This window comes from Nitrincola lacisaponensis, assembly GCF_000691225.1.
In the GTDB taxonomy this organism is placed as follows: domain Bacteria; phylum Pseudomonadota; class Gammaproteobacteria; order Pseudomonadales; family Balneatricaceae; genus Nitrincola; species Nitrincola lacisaponensis.
In genome coordinates this window covers 543,562-564,150 of the sequence record NZ_JMSZ01000016.1, presented here as the reverse complement: position 1 = coordinate 564,150, position 20,589 = coordinate 543,562, and the positions used below count along the sequence as shown (strand labels likewise).

22 protein-coding genes are annotated in these 20,589 nt (G+C 53.8%); 6 read left to right on the top strand and 16 right to left on the bottom strand.

Features of this window, described 5'->3' with window-relative positions:
* Nucleotides 1-123: 123 nt before the first annotated feature.
* Nucleotides 124-1,224: a malate dehydrogenase gene (locus ADINL_RS06000; RefSeq protein ID WP_036544860.1), complete on the top strand. Its 1,101-nt coding sequence runs from the start codon at nucleotides 124-126 to the stop codon at nucleotides 1,222-1,224.
* A gap of 17 nt (nucleotides 1,225-1,241) precedes the next feature.
* Here the strand turns inward: ADINL_RS06000 and nadC are convergent, their stop codons facing one another.
* Complete coding sequence (gene nadC / locus ADINL_RS05995; RefSeq protein ID WP_036544858.1) at nucleotides 1,242-2,084, bottom strand: carboxylating nicotinate-nucleotide diphosphorylase; 843 nt, start codon at nucleotides 2,082-2,084, stop codon at nucleotides 1,242-1,244.
* A gap of 76 nt (nucleotides 2,085-2,160) precedes the next feature.
* Here nadC and ampD point away from each other — a divergent pair, with 76 nt between their 5' ends.
* From ampD to ADINL_RS05980, 3 genes are read left to right on the top strand one after another with little or no spacing between them, the layout of a single operon-like run.
* Complete coding sequence (gene ampD / locus ADINL_RS05990; RefSeq protein WP_036544856.1) at nucleotides 2,161-2,733, top strand: 1,6-anhydro-N-acetylmuramyl-L-alanine amidase AmpD; 573 nt, start codon at nucleotides 2,161-2,163, stop codon at nucleotides 2,731-2,733.
* Entirely contained in the window at nucleotides 2,720-4,648 is a 1,929-nt protein-coding gene (gene mnmC, locus ADINL_RS05985; protein WP_036544854.1) for a bifunctional tRNA (5-methylaminomethyl-2-thiouridine)(34)-methyltransferase MnmC2/FAD-dependent 5-carboxymethylaminomethyl-2-thiouridine(34) oxidoreductase MnmC1, read from the top strand. The genes ampD and mnmC overlap by 14 nt, the downstream gene beginning before the upstream one ends.
* Nucleotides 4,649-4,702: 54 nt before the next feature.
* The gene (locus ADINL_RS05980) at nucleotides 4,703-5,350 is read left to right on the top strand and encodes a CBS domain-containing protein (protein WP_036544852.1); all 648 of its coding nucleotides are present in this window, start codon (nucleotides 4,703-4,705) and stop codon (nucleotides 5,348-5,350) included.
* Nucleotides 5,351-5,356: 6 nt separating this feature from the next.
* On the opposite strand, the gene ligA is transcribed toward ADINL_RS05980, so the two are convergent.
* The 12 genes from ligA to ADINL_RS16345 form a co-directional block, all read right to left on the bottom strand.
* On the bottom strand, nucleotides 5,357-7,717 hold the full coding sequence (ligA, locus tag ADINL_RS05975) for an NAD-dependent DNA ligase LigA (protein ID WP_036544849.1): 2,361 nt from the start codon (nucleotides 7,715-7,717) through the stop codon (nucleotides 5,357-5,359).
* 20 nt (nucleotides 7,718-7,737) lie between these two features.
* A complete protein-coding gene (zipA, locus tag ADINL_RS05970) occupies nucleotides 7,738-9,681 on the bottom strand; it encodes a cell division protein ZipA (RefSeq protein ID WP_036544847.1) in 1,944 nt (647 codons plus the stop codon).
* 51 nt (nucleotides 9,682-9,732) lie between these two features.
* A complete protein-coding gene (gene ccmI, locus ADINL_RS05965) occupies nucleotides 9,733-10,977 on the bottom strand; it encodes a c-type cytochrome biogenesis protein CcmI (protein ID WP_036544845.1) in 1,245 nt (414 codons plus the stop codon).
* Nucleotides 10,974-11,486: a cytochrome c-type biogenesis protein gene (locus ADINL_RS05960; protein ID WP_036544843.1), complete on the bottom strand. Its 513-nt coding sequence runs from the start codon at nucleotides 11,484-11,486 to the stop codon at nucleotides 10,974-10,976. The genes ccmI and ADINL_RS05960 overlap by 4 nt, the downstream gene beginning before the upstream one ends.
* The gene (locus tag ADINL_RS05955; protein ID WP_036544841.1) at nucleotides 11,483-12,022 is read right to left on the bottom strand and encodes a DsbE family thiol:disulfide interchange protein; all 540 of its coding nucleotides are present in this window, start codon (nucleotides 12,020-12,022) and stop codon (nucleotides 11,483-11,485) included. The genes ADINL_RS05960 and ADINL_RS05955 overlap by 4 nt, the downstream gene beginning before the upstream one ends.
* On the bottom strand, nucleotides 12,015-13,982 hold the full coding sequence (locus tag ADINL_RS05950; protein WP_036544839.1) for a heme lyase CcmF/NrfE family subunit: 1,968 nt from the start codon (nucleotides 13,980-13,982) through the stop codon (nucleotides 12,015-12,017). Before ADINL_RS05950 ends, ADINL_RS05955 begins: the two co-directional genes overlap by 8 nt.
* Before the next feature lie 2 nt (nucleotides 13,983-13,984).
* A complete protein-coding gene (gene ccmE, locus ADINL_RS05945) occupies nucleotides 13,985-14,449 on the bottom strand; it encodes a cytochrome c maturation protein CcmE (protein ID WP_036544837.1) in 465 nt (154 codons plus the stop codon).
* Nucleotides 14,446-14,625, bottom strand: coding sequence for a heme exporter protein CcmD (ccmD, locus tag ADINL_RS05940; protein WP_036544835.1), 180 nt, complete (start codon nucleotides 14,623-14,625; stop codon nucleotides 14,446-14,448). Before ccmD ends, ccmE begins: the two co-directional genes overlap by 4 nt.
* Before the next feature lies 1 nt (nucleotide 14,626).
* Nucleotides 14,627-15,370 (bottom strand): heme ABC transporter permease, encoded by a 744-nt coding sequence (locus ADINL_RS05935; protein WP_036544834.1) that lies wholly within the window; start codon nucleotides 15,368-15,370, stop codon nucleotides 14,627-14,629.
* A 28-nt stretch (nucleotides 15,371-15,398) separates the two neighbouring features.
* A complete protein-coding gene (gene ccmB / locus ADINL_RS05930; protein WP_051632626.1) occupies nucleotides 15,399-16,133 on the bottom strand; it encodes a heme exporter protein CcmB in 735 nt (244 codons plus the stop codon).
* Nucleotides 16,134-16,138: 5 nt separating this feature from the next.
* Entirely contained in the window at nucleotides 16,139-16,774 is a 636-nt protein-coding gene (gene ccmA, locus ADINL_RS05925) for a cytochrome c biogenesis heme-transporting ATPase CcmA (RefSeq protein WP_036544832.1), read from the bottom strand.
* Between the two features lie 514 nt (nucleotides 16,775-17,288).
* Nucleotides 17,289-17,816 carry a hypothetical protein gene (locus tag ADINL_RS16345; RefSeq protein ID WP_152547618.1) on the bottom strand — a complete coding sequence of 176 codons (528 nt, stop codon included), beginning with the start codon at nucleotides 17,814-17,816 and terminating at the stop codon, nucleotides 17,289-17,291.
* Between ADINL_RS16345 and ADINL_RS16340 the strand changes: the two genes are divergently transcribed.
* Nucleotides 17,800-18,939 carry a flagellar hook-length control protein FliK gene (locus tag ADINL_RS16340; protein ID WP_152547617.1) on the top strand — a complete coding sequence of 380 codons (1,140 nt, stop codon included), beginning with the start codon at nucleotides 17,800-17,802 and terminating at the stop codon, nucleotides 18,937-18,939. The genes ADINL_RS16345 and ADINL_RS16340 overlap by 17 nt on opposite strands.
* Nucleotides 18,936-19,208, top strand: coding sequence for an EscU/YscU/HrcU family type III secretion system export apparatus switch protein (locus tag ADINL_RS05915; protein ID WP_036544828.1), 273 nt, complete (start codon nucleotides 18,936-18,938; stop codon nucleotides 19,206-19,208). The genes ADINL_RS16340 and ADINL_RS05915 overlap by 4 nt, the downstream gene beginning before the upstream one ends.
* A 10-nt stretch (nucleotides 19,209-19,218) precedes the next feature.
* On the opposite strand, the gene ADINL_RS05910 is transcribed toward ADINL_RS05915, so the two are convergent.
* The 3 genes from ADINL_RS05910 to ADINL_RS05900 are packed head-to-tail and all read right to left on the bottom strand — an operon-like array spanning nucleotide 19,219 to nucleotide 20,589.
* On the bottom strand, nucleotides 19,219-19,650 hold the full coding sequence (locus ADINL_RS05910; protein WP_036544825.1) for a SufE family protein: 432 nt from the start codon (nucleotides 19,648-19,650) through the stop codon (nucleotides 19,219-19,221).
* A gap of 46 nt (nucleotides 19,651-19,696) precedes the next feature.
* Nucleotides 19,697-20,230 carry a putative Fe-S cluster assembly protein SufT gene (gene sufT / locus ADINL_RS05905; protein ID WP_204368199.1) on the bottom strand — a complete coding sequence of 178 codons (534 nt, stop codon included), beginning with the start codon at nucleotides 20,228-20,230 and terminating at the stop codon, nucleotides 19,697-19,699.
* Entirely contained in the window at nucleotides 20,230-20,589 is a 360-nt protein-coding gene (locus ADINL_RS05900) for a HesB/IscA family protein (protein WP_036544824.1), read from the bottom strand. The genes sufT and ADINL_RS05900 overlap by 1 nt, the downstream gene beginning before the upstream one ends.

Below are 20,589 nucleotides of genomic sequence, written 5' to 3'. Positions count from 1 at the left end.
CCGGTTGGTGCCATACAGGGATAGTCTATTTCCACCAGCAACATTAGCAGGGATTTATATTCAATAGACTTTAGTCTAGTATTCTGCAGACTTAAGTCACCACAACAATAAAGAGAGCCTTATATGAGACGCCCTGTTCGTATTGCTATCACCGGTGCCGCTGGTGCCATCAGTAACAGCCTGCTTTTCCAGATCGCCGATGGCAGCATGATGGGTGATGATCAGCCCGTTATTCTGCAATTGATCGAAATGCCCGAACGCATGGAAGCGCTGCGTGGTCTGGCCATGGAGCTGGAAGACTGTGCGTTTCCCTTACTGCATACCATTACGTTGCACGATAATGTTGAAGAAGGTTTCAACAATGCACACTATGCCTTATTGATCGGGGCTCGCCCGCGTGGGCCCGGTATGGAACGACGCGATCTGCTGGAAGTGAATGCAGAAATTTTCACCCGCCAGGGGAAAGCACTGAACGATCATGCCAACCGCGATGTAAAGGTCCTGGTAGTGGGTAATCCGGCGAACACCAATGCACTGATTGCCAGTCGTAACGCGCCGAAACTATCGCCTTCGCAGTTTACGGCACTGACCCGGCTTGATCACAATCGGGCCAAAGGCATTCTGGCCAACCACACCGGTGCAAATCCACTGGATATTGATGGCATTATCATCTGGGGTAACCACTCGCCCACCCAGTTTCCTGACCTCTACCACGCCAGTGTACTGGGACAACCGGTCATGGAGCAGATTGATCAGGAATGGTATCAACAAGAGTTCATTCCCAAGGTACAAACCCGCGGCAGCCAGATTATCGATGCCCGTGGCGTGTCCAGTGCGGCGTCTGCGGCCCAGGCAATTATTCACCATATGCGTGACTGGACGCTCGGCACTCCACCAGGACAGGTGGTGAGCATGGGGATTATCAGTGATGGCAGCTATGGTATTGAAAAGGGGATTTTCTATTCCTTCCCGGTACGCTGCAATTATGGCCGCTACCAGATCGTCAAAGGACTGGACCTGAATGCATTCAGTCAGAAAATGATGAAGCATACCGAGCAGGAGCTGCTGGAAGAAAAAGCGGCCGTGAATCATCTGCTACCCGCAGAGACAGAAGCCTCGCACCAGCAGCTGTCAATCTGTTTGCGCTCCGGAGTCACCCTCTATGCTGACGGCACAGGACCGGAGGCAAGCTTTAAATACCTCAGCACAAACCGGGTTATGTAACCTTCAGGCAGCCAAAATCAGAGGGTGATTCGCATCGACAGATCAATCGCCCGACAATGCTTGGTCAGCGCACCTATCGAAATATAATCGACGCCGGTCGAGGCATAGTCCAGCAGGGTCTCATCAGTAATATTTCCGGAGGCCTCCAGTTGAGCACGACCTGCCGTCAGCGCCACCGCATCACGCATCTGCTCCGGTGTAAAATTATCCAGCATGATAATGTCTGCACCGGCCTGCAATGCCTCCTGCAGTTGCTCAAAGGTTTCCACCTCCACTTCCACCGGTTTGCCCGGATGGTTACGGTGTGCTGCCTGAATAGCTGGCGTGATGCCACCACAGGCCATCAGATGGTTTTCCTTGATCAAAAACGCATCAAACAAACCGATTCGATGGTTATAGCAACCACCGCAACTGACGGCGTACTTTTGTGCCAGACGCAGTCCTGGCAAGGTTTTCCGGGTATCCAGCAGTTTCACCGGAGTACTGGCAACCCGGGCGGCATAGTGTGCGCTCACTGTCGCGGTTCCAGAGAGTGTCTGCAAAAAGTTCAGTGCCGCACGCTCACCGGTTAACAGAGCGCGTGCCGGACCCTGCAAGCGCAGCAGTTCAGTATTGGCGGCTACCTGATCCCCGTCAGCCACCTGCCAGTTCAATTGCACCCGGCTGTCGACCTGACGAAAAACCTCATTAACCCAGGCGACACCACAAATAACCGCTGCTTCGCGAGTAATCACCCGTGCCGTTGCCTGATGTGATTCAGGCACCAGCTCTGCCGTAATATCACCATCGCCGACATCCTCCTGCAAGGCAGTCGTAACATTATCCTGGATAACGGCTTGCAGTTCAGGGAGTGTAAGCATGAGAATAGAGACTTCCGATCAGATCAATAACAGGTTGCAGCATTCTAACCAGCAGGAACCCTCTGTGCCAGTCCCTATGCAAATACATGACCATCGCCTGAGCAGCGCCAGACAGATCCAGTGTGATAATCACAATGAACGCCCCGCAGACGAAATTTCACTGCTGGTGATACACAATATCAGCCTGCCTGCCGGTGAGTTTGGCGGCCCCTATATTGAAGATCTGTTCTGTAATCGGCTGGACCCGGCGGCTCATCCGGATTTTGTTGCTATTGCGGCACTGCGCGTATCAGCACACCTGCTGATTCGGCGTGATGGCAGCCTGTTGCAGTTTGTTCCCTTTAACCGTCGGGCCTGGCATGCTGGCGTCTCCTGTTATGCCGGTCGAGAGCAATGCAATGACTTTTCCATCGGAATTGAACTGGAAGGCACAGATGATCAGCCCTTTACTGATCAACAGTATCAGCAGCTGATCACCGTCACCCGATTACTGATGCAGCATTACCCGGCGATCACAGCAGAGCGGATTACCGGGCATTCGGATATCGCACCAGAGCGTAAAACAGATCCGGGCCCCTGTTTTGACTGGACCTACTACCTGCAGCAGCTACAGGCACCTCGGTCAGGAGACGCGCATGCAACCTGTTAAGAACGCTCAGTTACGCTGGCAGGCAGGTGTTCCGGTCTCTACACAGTTTGAGGATATCTATTTCAACCAGACAGGCGGTGCGGCTGAAACACAGCATGTTTTCATAGAGGGCAACCAGTTGCCTCAGCGCTTTGCTAGCCTCAGTGCCGGTGAACACTTTGTCATTGCCGAAACAGGCTTTGGTACAGGGCTCAACTTTCTGGTGACCCGCCAGCAATGGCTGAAGCAGGCGAACCCACAGGCAACACTGCATTTTATCAGCTTTGAAAAATACCCTTTGTCACGCCAGGATATCAGACATATCTGGCAAGACTGGTCAGAGCTGAACGATTGCCAGGAGGCGTTTCTGTCGCAATACCCCGCACCGATGGAAGGCTTTTATACACTGTTTTTTGATCAGGAGCGTATTCAACTGACACTGGTTCTGGGAGACCTGCTGGAACAGATTTCCCAGTTAAAGGCACGGGTCGATGCCTGGTTTCTGGATGGTTTTGCGCCCGCCAAGAACCCGGAGATGTGGCACCCACGCCTGTTTCAGGGAATGGCGGACTGTAGCCATGACAGCACAACGCTGGCTACCTTTACCGTGGCACGCAGTGTACGAGAGGGGTTGCAGCAGGCCGGTTTTCAGCTGAGTAAACAGCCGGGATTTGGCCGTAAACGGGAAATGCTCTGTGGTGAATACGCCACGCTGTCAGCTCAACAGTCTTTTCCACGCCCACAGCAGGTGATCGTCGTGGGCGCAGGACTGGCCGGTGCCAGCACTGCACGTATGCTGGCAGAAGCCGGTGTTGCCGTCACATTACTGGAACGCGAAGCCGAACCCGCACAGCAGGGTTCAGGCAATGCACAGGGAGCCCTGTATGCCAAACTGGCGGTCAAACCCACACCCCACAGCGCCTTTCACCTGCAGGGGTTAGGCTACAGCGTCAATCAGCTCCGCCAACTGCCCGCACACGCGTCCGATCTGGCCTCGCTCTGTGGTGTACTGCAGCTGGCTATTAGCGAACGTGACCAGCAGCGTCATCAACAGATTGAGACGAGTGGACTCTATCCGGAATCCCTGCTCCAACCGGTCAACGCCGAAACCGCCTCAACCCTGGCGGGCAGTAAAATACCTCACAGCGGTCTGTTTTTTCCGGATGCAGGCTGGGTCGCACCGGCGGATTACTGTCGTTACCTTCTGCAGCATCCGTTAATTAGCTGCCACTACCAGCAGACTGTGCAGCAGCTCGACCAGGCAGCCGATGCACACTGGACCGTCAGCACCACGACACATACCTTCCAGGCAACGCATGTGGTTATCTGCACGGCTGCCGATGCACGTCAGCTGACACCACTGCAACATCTGCCACTCAAGCCGATTCGGGGGCAAACCAGTTTAATCCAGGCCGGTGACACACTGCCGCAACTGAAAACGGTTGTCTGTGGTGAAGGCTATATCTCTCCACCACGCCGGGGAAAATACTGTTTCGGAGCGACATTTGACCTGCACCAGACAGACCTGGCCTTGAGAGACGCTGATCATCAGCAGAATCTGGACACCCTGGCAGCTGCCTTGCCTGAATTTGAGGGATTAACACCGGCACAATGCAACGGGCGCACCGGATATCGCTGCAGTACACCTGACTACCTTCCGCTGGTTGGAGCGATTGCTGACTATAACGAAACCCTGCAACGCTTTGCCGGACTGCGTACCGATGCCAGGCGTGCGTCAGGACTGGAGATTCCCAGAGTGTCAGGACTCTATGTCAACACCGGCCATGGCTCCAAGGGACTGATCTCCTGCCCGATCAGCGCCGCACTGATCACAGCCATGCTCTGTGACTTACCTGCACCCTTACCGGCAGAGTTGATTGAACGCCTGGATCCAGGGCGCTTTATTCTGCGTGACCTCAGTCGACGTCGTATTTAATGCTTTTCAGCAAAATGACGATATACTCATAGAAGCAGGGGGAGTCGCTGAACTATGTCACTGATAATTATTGATCAAGGCAATCGTATCCAAACACCGGTCAAGGCACTGTTCAAAGGACGCAGTGTCGATGAAACGGCTGCCAGTAAACAGTCCGGGACCTTGCCGGGCTCCGAGGAAAATTTACAGCGCTTCAGTGAGCGCCTGATACGTCTCGACCCTGAGTCTGGCCGCCGCCCGACCACCACGGCAGGTCCCCAGGCCGCTTATGAGCAAACACGCACTGCCGGCAAGCCAAAAACGGCACGTCCGGCGCTGCGTGCCCAACAGATTATGACCTTTCCTGTGCAAACCATCGCGCTGACTGCCTCGCTGCGTCAGGCCTGGTTGCAATTGGAAGAGTATCAGATCGCTCATCTGGTGGTAATTGATGACAGTGAGCGACCGTTGGGATTGATCTCCCGTCCCGATATTCTCGAGCACGGTACAGATTCAACTGTGACTGTGGCAGTGGTCTATCAGAAGCAGATGGTTGCCGCCACACTGGATACCGAACTGTCCCAGATTGCATCCACCTTTGTGAACTATCCGATTGCAGCCATTCCTGTCATCAGTGATCAGGACGAACTGCTCGGCATTATCTCGCGGACTGACCTGGTTCGCCTGCTGATCAATGATGCCCAGGTGGAAAGCTGGGCCTAAACAGGTTCAACGACAGGACTCCAGCAACGCCAACAACTCTGACTCATCCAGCACCCGAACACCAAGTGCTTCAGCTTTGGCCAGTTTGGAGCCGGCACCGGGGCCTGCGACCACAGCATCGGTTTTTTTCGACACACTGCCACTGACTTTGGCTCCGAGCTGCTGCAATGCAGCCTTGGCTTCATCGCGTGTCATCGTTTCCAGTGTACCGGTTAACGCCCAGGTCTGATCCGCCAGAGGTAATGTGGTGACGTCAGCCGGCGCGTCAGCACTACCCTCCAGCATTCCAAACTCAGCCAGCTGCTGTTCCAGGCGTACAGCCAGTTCAGTCGCCTGTGTATCCGCCAACCAGGACAAGACACCCTGTTGTGCCTTGCTGCTCAAGCCCGGTACCTGAGAGAGACGCGCCGCATCCGCCTGCAGCAGTGCCGTCAGACTGGAAAAATGTTCTGCCAGTAGCGCTGCAGAAGTTGGCCCGACACCACGGATCGATAACTGCCGCAACAGATCGACCAAACTGATGCGACCACGCAATGCCGCTGAAAGCTCACCGGAAGCCTGCGGCTGAACGCCTGCCTGCAATAAAGCATCCATCACCGAGCTGTTATGGCTGTCCTGCATAAAATGGACAATTTCTGCAGCCACTTCCTGGCCAATATCACGCAAAAAGACCAGCAACTCGGGCAAGGCCTGGCGAATCCGATCCAGACGCCCCAGACTCTGAGACAAGACCCGGGCAGTCTCTTCACCCACTTCAGGAATCCCCAGCGCGAACATAAAACGCTCCAGACTCACCTGCTTACTGGCTTGAATGGCCGTATAGAGTTTTTCGGCGGATACCTCGGCAAAACCATCCAGTGACAACAATTGCTCAACACTCAAGTGATAGAGATCCGCAGGTGTGCTGACCAACTGACGATCCACCAACTGCTCGATATTCTTCTCACCCAGACCTTCAATATCCATGGCCCGACGCGACACAAAATGCAATAGCGCCTGCTTCACCTGTGCCTGACATGCCAGACGTCCTACACAGCGATAGATACTGCCGTAGCTGGGTTGTGAACTGCTGCTGGACTGAACGCCGCTGCGATGCCGATTCAACAGGCTGCGTTCAACCTCTGAGCCGCAAACAGGGCAGTGTGTCGGCAGGTGGATGGGCTGCAATCGGGAAGTATCCCGCTGATCGGTGACCACGCTGACTATTTTGGGGATCACGTCACCCGCACGCCTCACTATCACCCGATCGCCAACCATCACACCGAGGCGTTCGATTTCATCCATATTGTGCAAGGTGGCATTACTGACCGTCACCCCACCGACAAACACAGGTTCCAGGCGCGCCACAGGTGTAATGGCACCGGTACGTCCTACCTGGAATTCCACCGCATTCAGCCGTGTCATCTCTTCCTGAGCCGGAAACTTGCGTGCAATCGCCCAACGCGGAGCACGGGACACAAAGCCTAACTGCTGCTGTAATGGACGGGAATCCACCTTGAACACCAGACCGTCAATGTCATACGCAAGGGATGAGCGCTTCTCCGCCAGGATGTTGAAATACTCAATGCAGCCGGACAAACCGCTCACCCGACGCATTTCAGGATTAATCGGCAATCCCCACTGCTGCAGTTGCAACAGGGTATCGTAATGACTGTCTGGCAAGCTGCCACCCTCTACGACACCGGTACTGTAAGCACAAAAGACCAGCGGGCGAGTGGCAGTGATTTTCGGATCCAACTGGCGCAGACTGCCTGCCGCCGCATTACGAGGATTGACAAACACTTTTTCATCACGGCTGCGAGCCAGAGCATTCAGCTGTTCGAACCCGGCATGTGGCATATAGATTTCACCACGCACCTCAAGGCGTTCGGGCCAGTCTGAACCTCTGAGTTTCAAGGGAATACTGCGCAGGGTCCGTACGTTCAGGGTAATATCTTCCCCGGTGCTGCCATCTCCACGCGTGGCACCGCGTACCAACAGCCCCTGTTCATAGAGCAAACTGATGGCGATACCATCCAGTTTCGGCTCACAGGCAAACGCCAGCTCATGCTGATCGAGCCGCTCTTCGACCCGGCGTACAAACGCCGCCAGATCCTCATCACTGAAGGCATTATCAAGCGATAGCATCGGCAACTCATGAGCCACTTCAGCAAAGCCGCTATCCGGACGTGCGCCGACTCGCTGGGTGGGTGAGTCAGGTGTTACCAGCTCGGGAAACTGCTGTTCCAGTGACTGGAGTTCAGCAAACAGCCGGTCATATTCGGCATCGGAAATGCTCGGTTCATCCAGTACATAATAGCGATAGCTATGCAGATCCAGCTGACTGCGCAGCTCAGTCAGCCGGGAAGTGATATCAGATTCGGTCATAGGTCTAAATTATCGAGGCGTTATCGGCTCAGCTTGCGACGACGACTTTGCATTTCAAAGTCACGAATACGCTGACGGTAGTGTTCTTTGGTTTGCTCACGCATGACCGAACGGTCTTCATCCAGCAGATCACCATTGAGGTTTTTGGCGACGGTTTCTGCTGTTGCCAGCATACACTCATAGGCAGTCATCGGATCGCGTGGTTCACGCATTGACATAAAGAAAGAGACTGCCGGTGTTTCCAGTTCGCCCATGGTCGACAGGTCGAAGGTTCCCGGATTCACGGCATTGGCCATGCTGAACTGTAATGACGAAGGGATACCCTCACCTTCAAAACGATGGAAGATGGACATATCGCCATACTCCATGCCACACGCCTCGACCACACGTCTCAGGCGCTCACCAGGCAGTGTTTGACGGTCCTTGCCCACGACAGTAATCACCAGTACTTCATCCGGGTCCGGCAGATCAGTGAGCGCTTTGCGCGCCGCTGACGCTGCCGTCCGACTCGCTTCACTCGCGGCCGGTTTCACGGGTGCTGTCGGCGCCACTGGAGGTGCCTCGACCGAGGGTGCAGGCAAATCAGGCTGCTCCTCAACAAAGGGCTCCTCAACAAAGGATTCATCAACAGCAAACAGATCCTGATGCTGAGTATCCAGTGGCAAGGTAAAGCTGGGATTTTCTGTCGGGCGACGGCGTGTTTTTTCAGCTGAGCGACGTGTGACCTCACGACCAGCAGCCTTATTGGCGGCCGCTTTATTGGCCATAATCTGGTGGATAGGCTGCTCCAGGTCCAGATCCAGATAGAGGTTGGGTTCTTCGGTGTCTTTCTCGGAAACTGCTGAAGCAGCCGCAGACACTGGCGGTTCGAACTCCATCGCCGGAATATCATCAAACAGGGGATCAAGATCAGACAGATCAATCTGTGCGGTTGTTTCAGGCTGTCGGGTACTCGTTGCTGATGGCTTTGATTCAATAGCTGATGGCTCGTTCTTAACCGCTGATGGCTCTTTCTTAACCGCTGAGGGCTCTTTCTTAACCGCTGATGGCTCTTGTGGCTCTCTACGCACGGGCTGTTCGTCCAGCTGAAAAGCCTGCTCCAGCGCGGGGTCCCATTCCAGAGACTCTTCTTCAGCAGGTGCTTCCTCTGTTTCCTGTAGCGGCTCTGACTCAACAGGCTGGAAAGCTGCCGGTGATACTGCAGGCTCATCCATAACCTGTTCCGGTAAATAGGGTGCAGATTCCGGTTCTACCTCACTCTCTACCTCACTCTCTACCTCAAATGCAGGCTCCGACTTAAACTCAGGCTCAGGCTCAGGCTCAGGTTCTTCAGATTGAAATCTGTTCTGATATTCGGGCTCAAACGCGGCTTCTGCCTGTGCTTCAACAATCACATCATCTTCAACAAGCGGCGGCATTTCAGCAAGGTGGTCTTCAGTAGACAGCTCTTCACTCGTAAGCTCTTCGCTACGAACGCCGGAATAAGTCTCGGCTATCCAGGGTTTTTCACCAGTTACAGCGGGCTGCTCTACTGCAGAACCTATGTCATCAAGCATGCTGGATTGTAATTCAACAGGGTCAAAGTCAGGTTCGGCGCGCCAGGCCTGTTCAACCGCTTGCTCAACCGGGGGATCAAGTTCAGGATCTGCTTCGGACACCACAACAGCGGGCTTAGGCGGAGCCTGATCTTCAGCGGTCAGGCTGGGCTCATTAATTTCGGACGTGAACCGGAGTTCGGCTTCAGGAACAAAAGCAGGCGTCGCAGACAAACTGCGAACGCGTGCTCCACCATTAGGCAGCTCCGGATTATGATGTTCAGTATCACTGATTTCAGACAGGGTTTTGTCAATATCCAGACGTAACCGGTTACGGTTGGCTCGTATACGACGCCAACCATCAAACAGAATCAGGGCGATGACTAAGATACCGCCGATGATAAGCCATTCGCGAAGACTGATCTCCATGATTTAACCGGTTCCCAAGCTACAACTAAGTTATAAATGCTGTTTAACGGGTCATTCTACCCGCTCACTGATGACCAATCTGACAGACATATCACCATCAGCCACTTTAACATTGCTGAGCTCACCTTTAAAGTCACCTGATTGCTGTTCTGCAGTGCCAGAAACACTGATCCGGGCAACCAGATCCACACTTTCAAAATCACTCAGCTGAACACCCTCAACCATTGAGCTCGATGCACTCAGAAAAATCTCGGCTGGCAAGGCTCCAACCTGTATACGCTCTACAGTGATCGGCATCCGCTCACCAGGAGCACGCGCATAGACAAAGACAAACTGATCGCTGCGAATTTCGGTTGCAATGGCTGGATCTACATCCAGATCGATGCGAATACCCGGCCCTTCAGGTTCAACACCTGACTGGCCATCCTGACCCAACTCCGCACGCGCACGCGCGATACCGGTTTGCAATGACTCTGCAGACTGACCATCGGCTGAACGCAACGCGCGCTCCCAATGCATAATTGCAGCTTCGTATTCACCGACTTCAAATGCAGCGATACCCAACAGGCCCAAGGCTGTCAATTCATCAGGATCCAGTCGCAGTGTTGCCTCAACCTGCGTAATGACTGCATCAGTCATCTCACCCTGGGCAGCAAAAAACATCGCTTGAGCCAGCTGTCCCATAACCATCGGGAACTCAGGCGTCTGCTCAGGCAGATGCTTGAGTGACTGACGAAACGCCTCTACAGCCGCATCGAACTGATTCATGTTCATGCGCGTGGTGGCCAGCAGGTACCAACCTTCAGCGTTCTGAGGGCGTCGTTCCAGCTCACTTTCCAGCTGTGCAATAGCCTCTTCGATAGTCATGTCTGTCAGCGGTGCTTGTTGCCAGCTATCCATTGCCAGCTTGCTGGCCAGATCATCGGCACGACCCAGATAAGCATAGAGACCAAAAGACAGAGTGGGAACCAGTAACGCCAGCAGTGTAATAGTGATCAACTGTGACTGGCCCACACGTAATACAGGCACCTGGCGCCGATTCTCTTCGGCATCGATCAGCAGGTTTTTTTCCAGTTCGGTTTTCAACTCAAGAAAACTGGTCTCCGTCAGAGTTCCGGAAGCTTTTTCCTTTTCCAGCTCTTCCAGACGCTCACGGAAAATAGCGATATTCTGTGCCGTTCTGTCAGCCTCTGTTTCGACAACGGTCTGTTCATGGCGACTGCGTAACAATGGCCAGAACACAATAATAACGGCAATCAGTGTCAGTACACCGATACCGATCCAAAGCAATGTCATAAGTTTTTATCCTGTCGCAGCAAGTTTTCCAGCCGTTCACGTTCTTGTGGTGTCAAAGGTGTTACACCAGCACTTTCCTCAGCCGTATCAGTGACTTGGGCATCCTGAACTGCCGCGGCCCGCAGTCGGCGGTTGCGAGCGACCATCAAAACGGCACCAAAACCCACGAACAGAAGCACAAAGGGGCCATACCACAGCAGATAGGTTTCCGGTGCCACACGCGGACGGTAATGGACAAAATCACCAAAGCGACTGACCATAAAATCGAGAATGGCATCATCGTCATAGCCGGACTCGATCATCCGGTGTAGTTCACGTCGCAGATCTGCTGCCAGGGGTGCATCAGAGTCGGAAATATTCTGATTCTGACAGGTTGGGCAGCGCAACTCTTTGGACAGATGAAAATAGCGCATCTCGTTGTGAGTCGTAGAAAACTCATAGGTTTCGAACGACGCCCAGAGAGGGAAGCTCAGCAAACACAGCAGCAACGGTAATAACGTCAGTTTCACGCCTCACCCTCCGCTGCAATAATTTCCATCAATCCTTTAAGTTTCTGCCAGACTTTCTCATCCACTTCTCCAACATGGCGATATCGGATAATACCGTCACTGTCGAGAATATACGTCTCAGGTGCACCGTAGACGCCCAGATCCAATCCTAGACGACCATCACGATCTACCACAACCTTGGTATAGGGATCTTCATAACGCTGCAGCCAGTCACGCGCCAGCTGTGGGTCATCCTTGTAGTTCAGACCATAAATTGGCACGCCTTCTCTGAGCCCTATCTTGTTGAGCTGCTCATGTTCTTCCTTACAGGTCGGACACCAGGTTGCCCAGACATTTAACAGCGCTACCTCACCCTTGAAGTCGGCTTCAGTCATCAGTTGATCCGGCTCATAGAGCGATGGTAACGAAAAGCTCGGAAAGGGCCTGTCAATCAGAGCAGAGGGCAGTTTGGACGGGTCCATAAACAGCCCTTTGTAGAGAAACACACCCATAACCAGAAAGGCAACAAACGGTGTAAATACCCAGAATTTACGCATAACTCCCCCGCTCGGCTGCTTCACGCTTGTCCTGTTTGCGGTAGCGTGGATCGCTGGCGGCCAACAGACCACCCGCAGTCATGAGCAAGGCACCCAGCCAGATCCAACGCACAAACGGCTTGAACTGTAAACGCATGGCCCAGGCACCGTTTTCCAGCTCTTCGCCCATGGCGATATACAGATCGCGGGTGAATCCGGGGTCCAGTGCAACCTGAGTCATGACCATACTGCGTGCAGTATACTTGCGCTTTTCAGGGAACATTTCCCGGAACGGCTGCCCATCTTTCAACACTCGCACTCTCGCCATATCAGACACATAGTTCGGGCCTTGTACCTTGCGCGCACCATCGAAGATAAAGGTATAACCCCGGAATTCCAGCTGATCACCCGGCGCCATACGAGCATCACGGTGTTCGACAAAGACTGTCACCATTGCAATACCAACAATCATAACCGCTACGCCAAGATGTCCAAGCAACATACCGTAGTAGCTGCGAGACTGACGCGTCATGTTTGCCAGCCAGTCCTTACGAATTCTGAGGCGAGTCAGGTACTCACGTCCCCAGGTAAAGACTATCCAGTAGCTGAGCAGCAGCGCCAGCAGCACCCAGAATTCAATGGAGCCACTGTAGAGCCAATGTGTTGCCAGTGCGGCAACCACTGACAACACCCCCGGCAGCCAGAGTTTGGATGACAGCAGGCTAACCGGTGTTTCTTTCCAGCGACTGAAAGCGGCAATACCCAGAAACACCACCATTAGTGACATCAGTGGTACAAACAGAGCATTAAAGTAAGGAGGCCCTACCGAGATTTTTCCCAGATTCAAGGCATCCATCACCAGAGGATAGAGGGTACCAATCAGCACCATAGCGCAGGCAACAGTAAACAGAATGTTGTTGACCAGCAGCAGGCTTTCACGCGAACTGAGCGCAAAACTGGACTCACTTTTCACTGAACCGGCACGGATAGCATAGAGCAACAGTGAGCCACCGATCACAAAGATCAGCATCCCCAGAATGAACACCCCTCGCTCAGGGTCGGTCGCAAATGCATGCACGGATGTCAGCACACCGGAGCGGACCAGGAAGGTCCCCAACAAACTGAGACAGAAGGCTGAAATTGCCAGTAACACAGTCCAGCTTTTGAATACACCACGTTTCTCGGTGACAGCGAGACTGTGAATCAGCGCAGTGGCTACCAGCCAGGGCATCAGGGAAGCGTTTTCAACCGGGTCCCAGAACCACCAGCCACCCCAACCCAGCTCATAGTAGGCCCACCAGCTACCCAGCGCGATACCGAGTGTCAGAAATGCCCAGGCCACGTTGGTCCAGGGGCGTGACCAGCGCGCCCAGGCCGCATCCAGACGACCACTGAGCAGCGCAGCAATCGCAAAAGAGAAAGCCACTGACAGTCCGACATACCCCATATATAGAGCTGGAGGATGTACAATCAGACCAAAATCCTGCAGCAGCGGATTCAAATCAGCACCTTCCATCGGCGCATTCGGCAGGAAACGCTCAAACGGACTGGAAGTAAACAGGATGAACAGCAGGAAAGCGACAGTAATCATCCCCATAACTGCCAGCACACGCCCGACAATATCCAGCGGCAGGTTTTTGCTCTTGATTGCAACCGCCAGGGTCCAGAATGCCTGTATCCAGACCCACAATAACAATGACCCCTCGTGTCCACCCCAGATGGCGCTGAATTTGTAATACCAGGGAAGATTGGTATTGGAGCTCTGCGCTACATAGACCACTGAAAAGTCATCAGTCTGAAAAGAATAGGCCAACAGCGCCATTGCCAGCGTCAGAAAAAAGAACACCCCTTTCGCCAGTGGACGCGCATAATCGACCCACAGCTTATTACCGGTGTAAGCGCCCACCATCGGCACAACCGACAGAATCAGGGCCAGGCACAACGCCAGAATCGTAGAAAAGGTACCTAACTCAGGAATCATGCTTAATAGTCCTTACCGGCAGTAGCAGGCATGTGCGGCATCTGGCCTGCGGCGGCAAGTGCTTCGGCAATTTCGGGTGACATGTAGTTTTCATCATGCTTGGCCAGTACTTCACTGGCGATCAGGCGCCCCTGGTGGTCGAGCTGTCCCTGAGCGACGATTCCCTGTCCTTCACGAAACAGGTCCGGCAGAATACCGACATACTCAACCGTCGTGGAATGGGCGTAATCGGTAATATCAAACTGAACTTTCAGGCTTTCAGGGTCACGACGAATACTGCCCTCGACAACAATACCTCCGGCACGTATGCGTGTATCTGCAGGCGCTTCACCCATTGAAATCTGACTGGGGGAATAGAACAGGTTGATATTCTGACTGAGTGCGTAAGCGACCAGAGCAACCGCCAGACTACTGCCAAAAACTATGATCAGCACCAGAGTCAAACGCTGTTTACGCTGTGCATTCATGATTGAGCCTCCTCTCTGCGGATACGACGCAACTGTTCTGCAATCAGTCGCTTACGTGCCATGATAGGGGAAATAATATTGGCCAGCAGGACTGCCAGCCCCAAAGCATAACTGCTCCAGACATAGAGTCCGTGGCCGCCCATGGCGATAAAATCTGAAAAACTGTCGAAACTCACATCAACCTCTTTGCTGCATCAGTAGTTCACGAACCCAACCCGAACGCCGTTCACGCCGAATAATTTCGTTGCGCAGGCGCATCATCAGGACCACTGCGAAAAAGCAGTAAAAACCGATCACCAAAATCAACAGTGGAATCCACATATCCGGTGGCATAGCCGGTTTTTCCGTAATTTTGAACGTGGCAGGCTGATGCAACGTATTCCACCAGTCTACGGAATACTTGATGATCGGGATGTTAACCAGGCCTACCAACGCCAGCACCGCTGTCGATTGTGCAGCTGTAGACTCACTTTCAATGGCAGAGTTCAGTGCCATGATGCCCAGATACAAAAAAAGCAGAATCAGCATGGAAGTAAGACGTGCATCCCAAACCCACCAGGAACCCCAGGTCGGCTTACCCCAGATCGCACCAGTCGCCAGTGCCAGAACAGCAAGGGAGGCACCAATAGGGGCACATGACTTGGCCACCATATCGGCCACTTTCATTTTCCAGATCAAACCAATAGCCCCGGCCAGCGCCATCGTCATGTAAATGGATTGCGCCATATAAGCTGTAGGTACGTGCAAATAGATGATGCGAAAGCTGTTACCCTGCTGATAGTCAGGTGGCGCAAACGCCAGCCCCCAGACTGTACCAAACAGAATCAGCAGCCCGGCTGCAATCGCAAAACCAGGCAAGAGTTTGCCGGTAATCTGGTAACACCAGCGTGGTGAAGCCAACTGATAAAACCAGCGGGGCATCAGATTTTTTCCTGCCATAAACGTCTCTCTATCCACTCACCGAAATTCGTAATGCAGCTGCAATGGCCAGCGGCGCCAGGGCGGCTCCCAATGCCAGCAACGCTCCCAGAAGCGCTAGATGCCCCGCTACAGGCAAGCCGGTTACAGCAGCCTCTACAGCGGCGGTACCAAAAATAAGTACCGGTATATACAACGGCAGTACCAACAATGAGATCAATACGCCACCTTTGCGCAGTCCCACCGTCAGTGCGGCACCAATTGCTCCGACCAGACTCAGCGTCGGCGTGCCGATCAATAAACTCAACACCAGCCCACCCATACCTTCAGCAGGCAAAAACAACATCACACCAATCAGTGGCGCCATCAATGTCAGAGGCAGACCTGTCATCATCCAGTGTGCCAGCACCTTGCCAAACACCACCACAAACAGTGGCTGAGGACTTAACAGAATCTGCTCCAGTGAGCCATCTTCATAATCTGATCGAAACAGACTGTCCATTGCCAGCAAGGTCGATAAAAGTGCTGCAACCCAGACCACCCCCGGTGCCAGCGTTGCCAACACCGAAGGCTCTGGACTGACGCCCAGGGGGAACAGTGTCGCCACCATCAGAAAAAAAATCAGCGGATTGACCAAATCGCTACGCCGACGCAGCGCCAGCCTCAGTTCGCGCTTGAGTGTCAGCAGTAAAATACGGCCAGGCCGATACTCTGTGTCACTGTCTGGCTCCAGTACCGCCAAAGGCTGAAGCTTAGTTTCTAACATAGGCATTAAGTTCCTGACAGCTCATCCAGATTGATACGCCGCACATGACGACTCAAATCCAACTCATGGTGTGTCGTCAACATCACCGTTCCACCCCGACGCGCATGCTCCAGCAATAATGCCTCCTTCGCGGCCACACCTTTTTTGTCAATCGCCGTAAAGGGCTCATCAAGAATCCAGAGTGGTGCCCGGCTAAGATACAAACGTGCCAGGCTGACTCGCCGGTTCTGCCCGGCTGACAACATGTGACAGGGCACATCTTCAAAGCCTCTCAAGCCTACCGCATTCAGGGCGTAAGGGATTTGTTGCAGATCAATACCCGGGTCGAGGGCAGCATACCATGCCAGATTTTCTTCAGGTGTCAGTATGGCTTTCACACCTGCCTGATGACCGAAGTAGAGTAATTCTCGACGAAATGACTCAGCCTGCTCACTGACAGGCTTGCCCCGCCACAGAATCTGACCTTCATAGTGACGGGAAAGACCACTCAAAATGCGCAACAAGGTCGTCTTGCCACTGCCGTTCTGGCCCTCGACCTGGAGAATTTCACCCGGGAAGACACTGAAACCGAGCCCATCAAACAGCACTCTGTCATCGCGCTCACAAAAAAGATCGACAACCTGTAGAAGTGGTTCAGCCACACATCACCCTTTCTGAAATACGGGAAAACGACAGCAATACTGAAAGTTTCGTCATTGCTGCCGATATAAATGAGGCTATCATTATAAACTGTTCGGAACAGTCATGTTAGGGGTATCCAGGTAACACCGTGCAAACCTATCTAAACATACGTGCCACCCAAACCGGCACCGAAGGTAGCCCAAACCTGCGCGGCAATGACCTGGCTCGCGCACTCCCTGCTGGTCGAGAGTCCAGTGGTACGGTGGTGCAAGTCACCCAGAGTCAAACACAACCTGGACAATTTACGGTGCAATTACAGCTGGGAAACCGTTTACTCGAGCTGGTAATCCCTCGCCCTCTGCCGCAGGGCAGCCAGGTTTTATTGAGCCGTGACGCGGAAGGCAGTATTCAGCTGCGCCTGCCAGTCAATAACGCCCCTCAGACTTCTGCCGACACTATACGATTACAGAACGCACCGGCACAGGCACGCGCAGATTCCGAAGCACTGCTGTTACGGATCGGTCTGAACTCTACTCAACAGGCGGCTAACCTGCCCACTAACCAGACACAGCGTGGCGTTATTCTGGCACAAACGGGACAGCCGCCTGCGCCTACAGCCGCCGCCAGTACAACACCTGCAAATACTGGTTCGACACCTGCCGCGAATACAGCTGGCAGCACAACGCCAACTGCCACACCGGCAACAAGTGGAACGCCTGCAGCAGCAAGCGGGACAGCAACCACACCGTCCCAATTCTCTGCCACACCCGCCCCTGCGACCACAGCCCCTGCCAGTACGCCAGCACCCAGCTCTGCTCCTTCTGCAACTACAGCAGCAACTACAGTAGCAACTACAGTAGCAACTACAGCAGCAACCACAGCACCTGCAACCACTACGGCAGCCATAACAACAAACCCGGCCAATACCGTCGCAGCATCTACAATCAATGCTCCACAGACCACTACACCCGGTGCAGCGGCAACGACACCTGCAACAGCTGCACCTGTATCACCAACACCTGTATCCATCGCTGTTGCAGCTGCCGTGTCGGCAACGCCCACCTCTGCACCAGCCCAGGCACCTGCTCAGGCACCGACTTCTGTATCCCTGCCCGCAACCGCGGCCGTATCATCGACGACAGCACCCGCGGCATCACCAACACCCTCTGCCACTCAGGCGTTCGCCAATACAGATGCAGGGGCACGTCCACAAGGTTTTCCGGTACGGGTGCTGGTAGCCGGACAGGTACTGGACCTGGTCAGCCCTCGCCCCGTTCAGGCAGGCCAGCAAGTCGATGTGACCCGTACAGAACAGGGCATGATCCGCATTCAGTTTCTGCCCACTGCAACCCCGATCGCACAACAACCCGCTGTACAGGCAGTGATGCAGCAAGCTTTACGCGAAGTACTGCCGGTTCAACTTCCTCTGGCCGATGGACTGAACCAACTGATGCAAATCAGTGAGCGTCCGGGAGCACGTCAGCACAGTGCCCTCAACCAGTTAATTCATTCCATGCTCAGTCTGTTCAGCGTCAAACCCGGAGCCGCTGATGCCGATAAGGCCATCGCCCGTAACCTGCAACAAGGAGGCCTGCTCAGTGAAGCAGGACTGAGTCGTGCCAGTTCGCAACAACCGCCTGCACCCGACTTGAAACAGCAATTGGGGCAGCTACTACGTCTGGCTGACACCCTCCCCGCACAGGCCAGAGAACAGCTCAATCAACTGGTGAACGCCTTGCTGGCACGCTCAACCGCACAGCAGATCAGCAGCTTGCAGCGCTGGCGTGACCTACCTGACGGCGGCCAGGAACGTCATTACCGGCTGGACTTGCCGATTCAACAACAACAGGGCTTTGATAACGCTGAGTTACGTATCACCGAACACCGTCGACGTAATGAACAGGGGGAATTTGTCACCGTCTGGAGTGTACGTTTACACTTTGAGCTGGATAGTGAAGGGGCCGTCGATGCAGAACTCAGCCTGCAGGAACGCTACCAGCTGCAGGCCAGTTTCTGGGTAGAAAAAGTATCCACCCTGGAACGCCTGCGTGAACGACTGCAGCCCTTTGAGGCTGAGCTGAAAGCCAAGGGCTTTGACGTAGCGCCATTAAATGCGCGTCTGGGCAAGCTGGCGAACCCGGAAATCACCCCGTTGAGCAAACGTCTGGTGGATGTACACACATGAAAGAGCCAATTCCAGCCAAACAGGCTGTTGCACTTAAGTACGATCAACAACAAGGGAGTGCGCCCAAGGTTATCGCCAAGGGCAAGGGGTTGATTGCGGAACAGATATTGGCGCTGGCTCAAGAACATGACATACACATCCATGAAAACCCTGAACTTCTGGAAGTACTGATCCGCCTGGAGTTAGGCGAAGAGATACCGGAAACTCTGTACCGCGCCATCGCCGAAGTCATCGCGTTTGCCTACAGCCTTAAGCAACCGCATGCCTGACACCTGGGTATCAGGCCATACTGGCTACACGCCCGGCAGTTTCGCGAATACGTGACACCATCGATCTCAAACCATTACCCCGGCTGGGACTGAGGTGCTTGATCAGGTTCAGCTCCTGAAAGTAGTGTTCAATATCAAACGACTGAATCTCAGACGGTGATTTGCCGTTATACGCAGCCAACACCACAGCCAACAGGCCACGCACGATATGGGAATTGCTGTCAGCTTCAAAAAACAACCGATCATTTTCAAGATGTTCGGACAGCCAAACCAGACTTTGACACCCCTTGACCTGATTAGCCTCAGTCTGCAAGGTCTCAGCCATGGGCGGCAGTTCTTTGCCCAAATCAATGATATAGCGGTAGCGATCTTCCCAACTGTCAAAAAAAGCCAGGCTGTCGACAATATCGTCGGCGGTAATATCTGTACCAAAGGTTTTCATGGGACTGCGGGGGTTCCTGTCAATCGTATTATCGGGTGGATCGCGCTCAGTAAAACATGCCAGTGGCCAGTTGCGCTTCTTCACTCATCATATCGCGTTGCCACGGTGGATCAAAGACCAGTTCAACCTTCACTGTCTGCACATTAGGTACTTTGGCAACACGATACTCAACATCCCCCACCAATACCGGGCCCATGCCACAGCCTGGAGCGGTGAGGGTCATCTCGATATCCACACGTTTAGCCTGCTGGTCAATTCGTACCGAATAGATCAGCCCGAGGTTCACCAGATCTACCGGTATTTCCGGGTCATAAATGGTACGCAGGGCTTCCCAAACCTGAGTTTCCAGTATCTCTTCCGTTTCCGCGGGGGGAAAACTGAGCTTCTCCGGCTCCAGCCCCAGTGCGCCGGCATCGGTCCCGTCCACCCGGACCATCTGGCCATGCCAGGTCAGGGTATAGTTTCCACCCAATGACTGGGTGATGGTGACAAAGGTATCCTTGGGAATGGTGACAGGGGTGCCAGCTGGTACTATTCGAGCCGGACAGTCTGTCAGGGTAACCACCATGCGTCGTTCCATCAGTCATTCACCGTAAAGCTTTCACCGCAACCGCATTCGCTGGTGGCGTTAGGATTGATAAATTTCACCTGACGGTTAATGCCTTCACGCACATAATCAATTTCAGTACCGCTCAGAATCGGCAGACTGCCTTTGTCAATCAGCAGACGCACATCCTCGACCTGTAACTGCAAATCTTCATCCTGCGGTGACTCAACCAGATCCATCACATACATAAAACCTGAGCAACCACTGGGTTTGACACTTAAGCGTATCGCCGTCGCTTCAGGCTTGGCCTGCAGTTGCTTGCGAAAATGCACCAACGCGTCAGGCAACAGCGTAACGGCCTGAGTCGCCGGATCAAATTGTTCTACCGACAT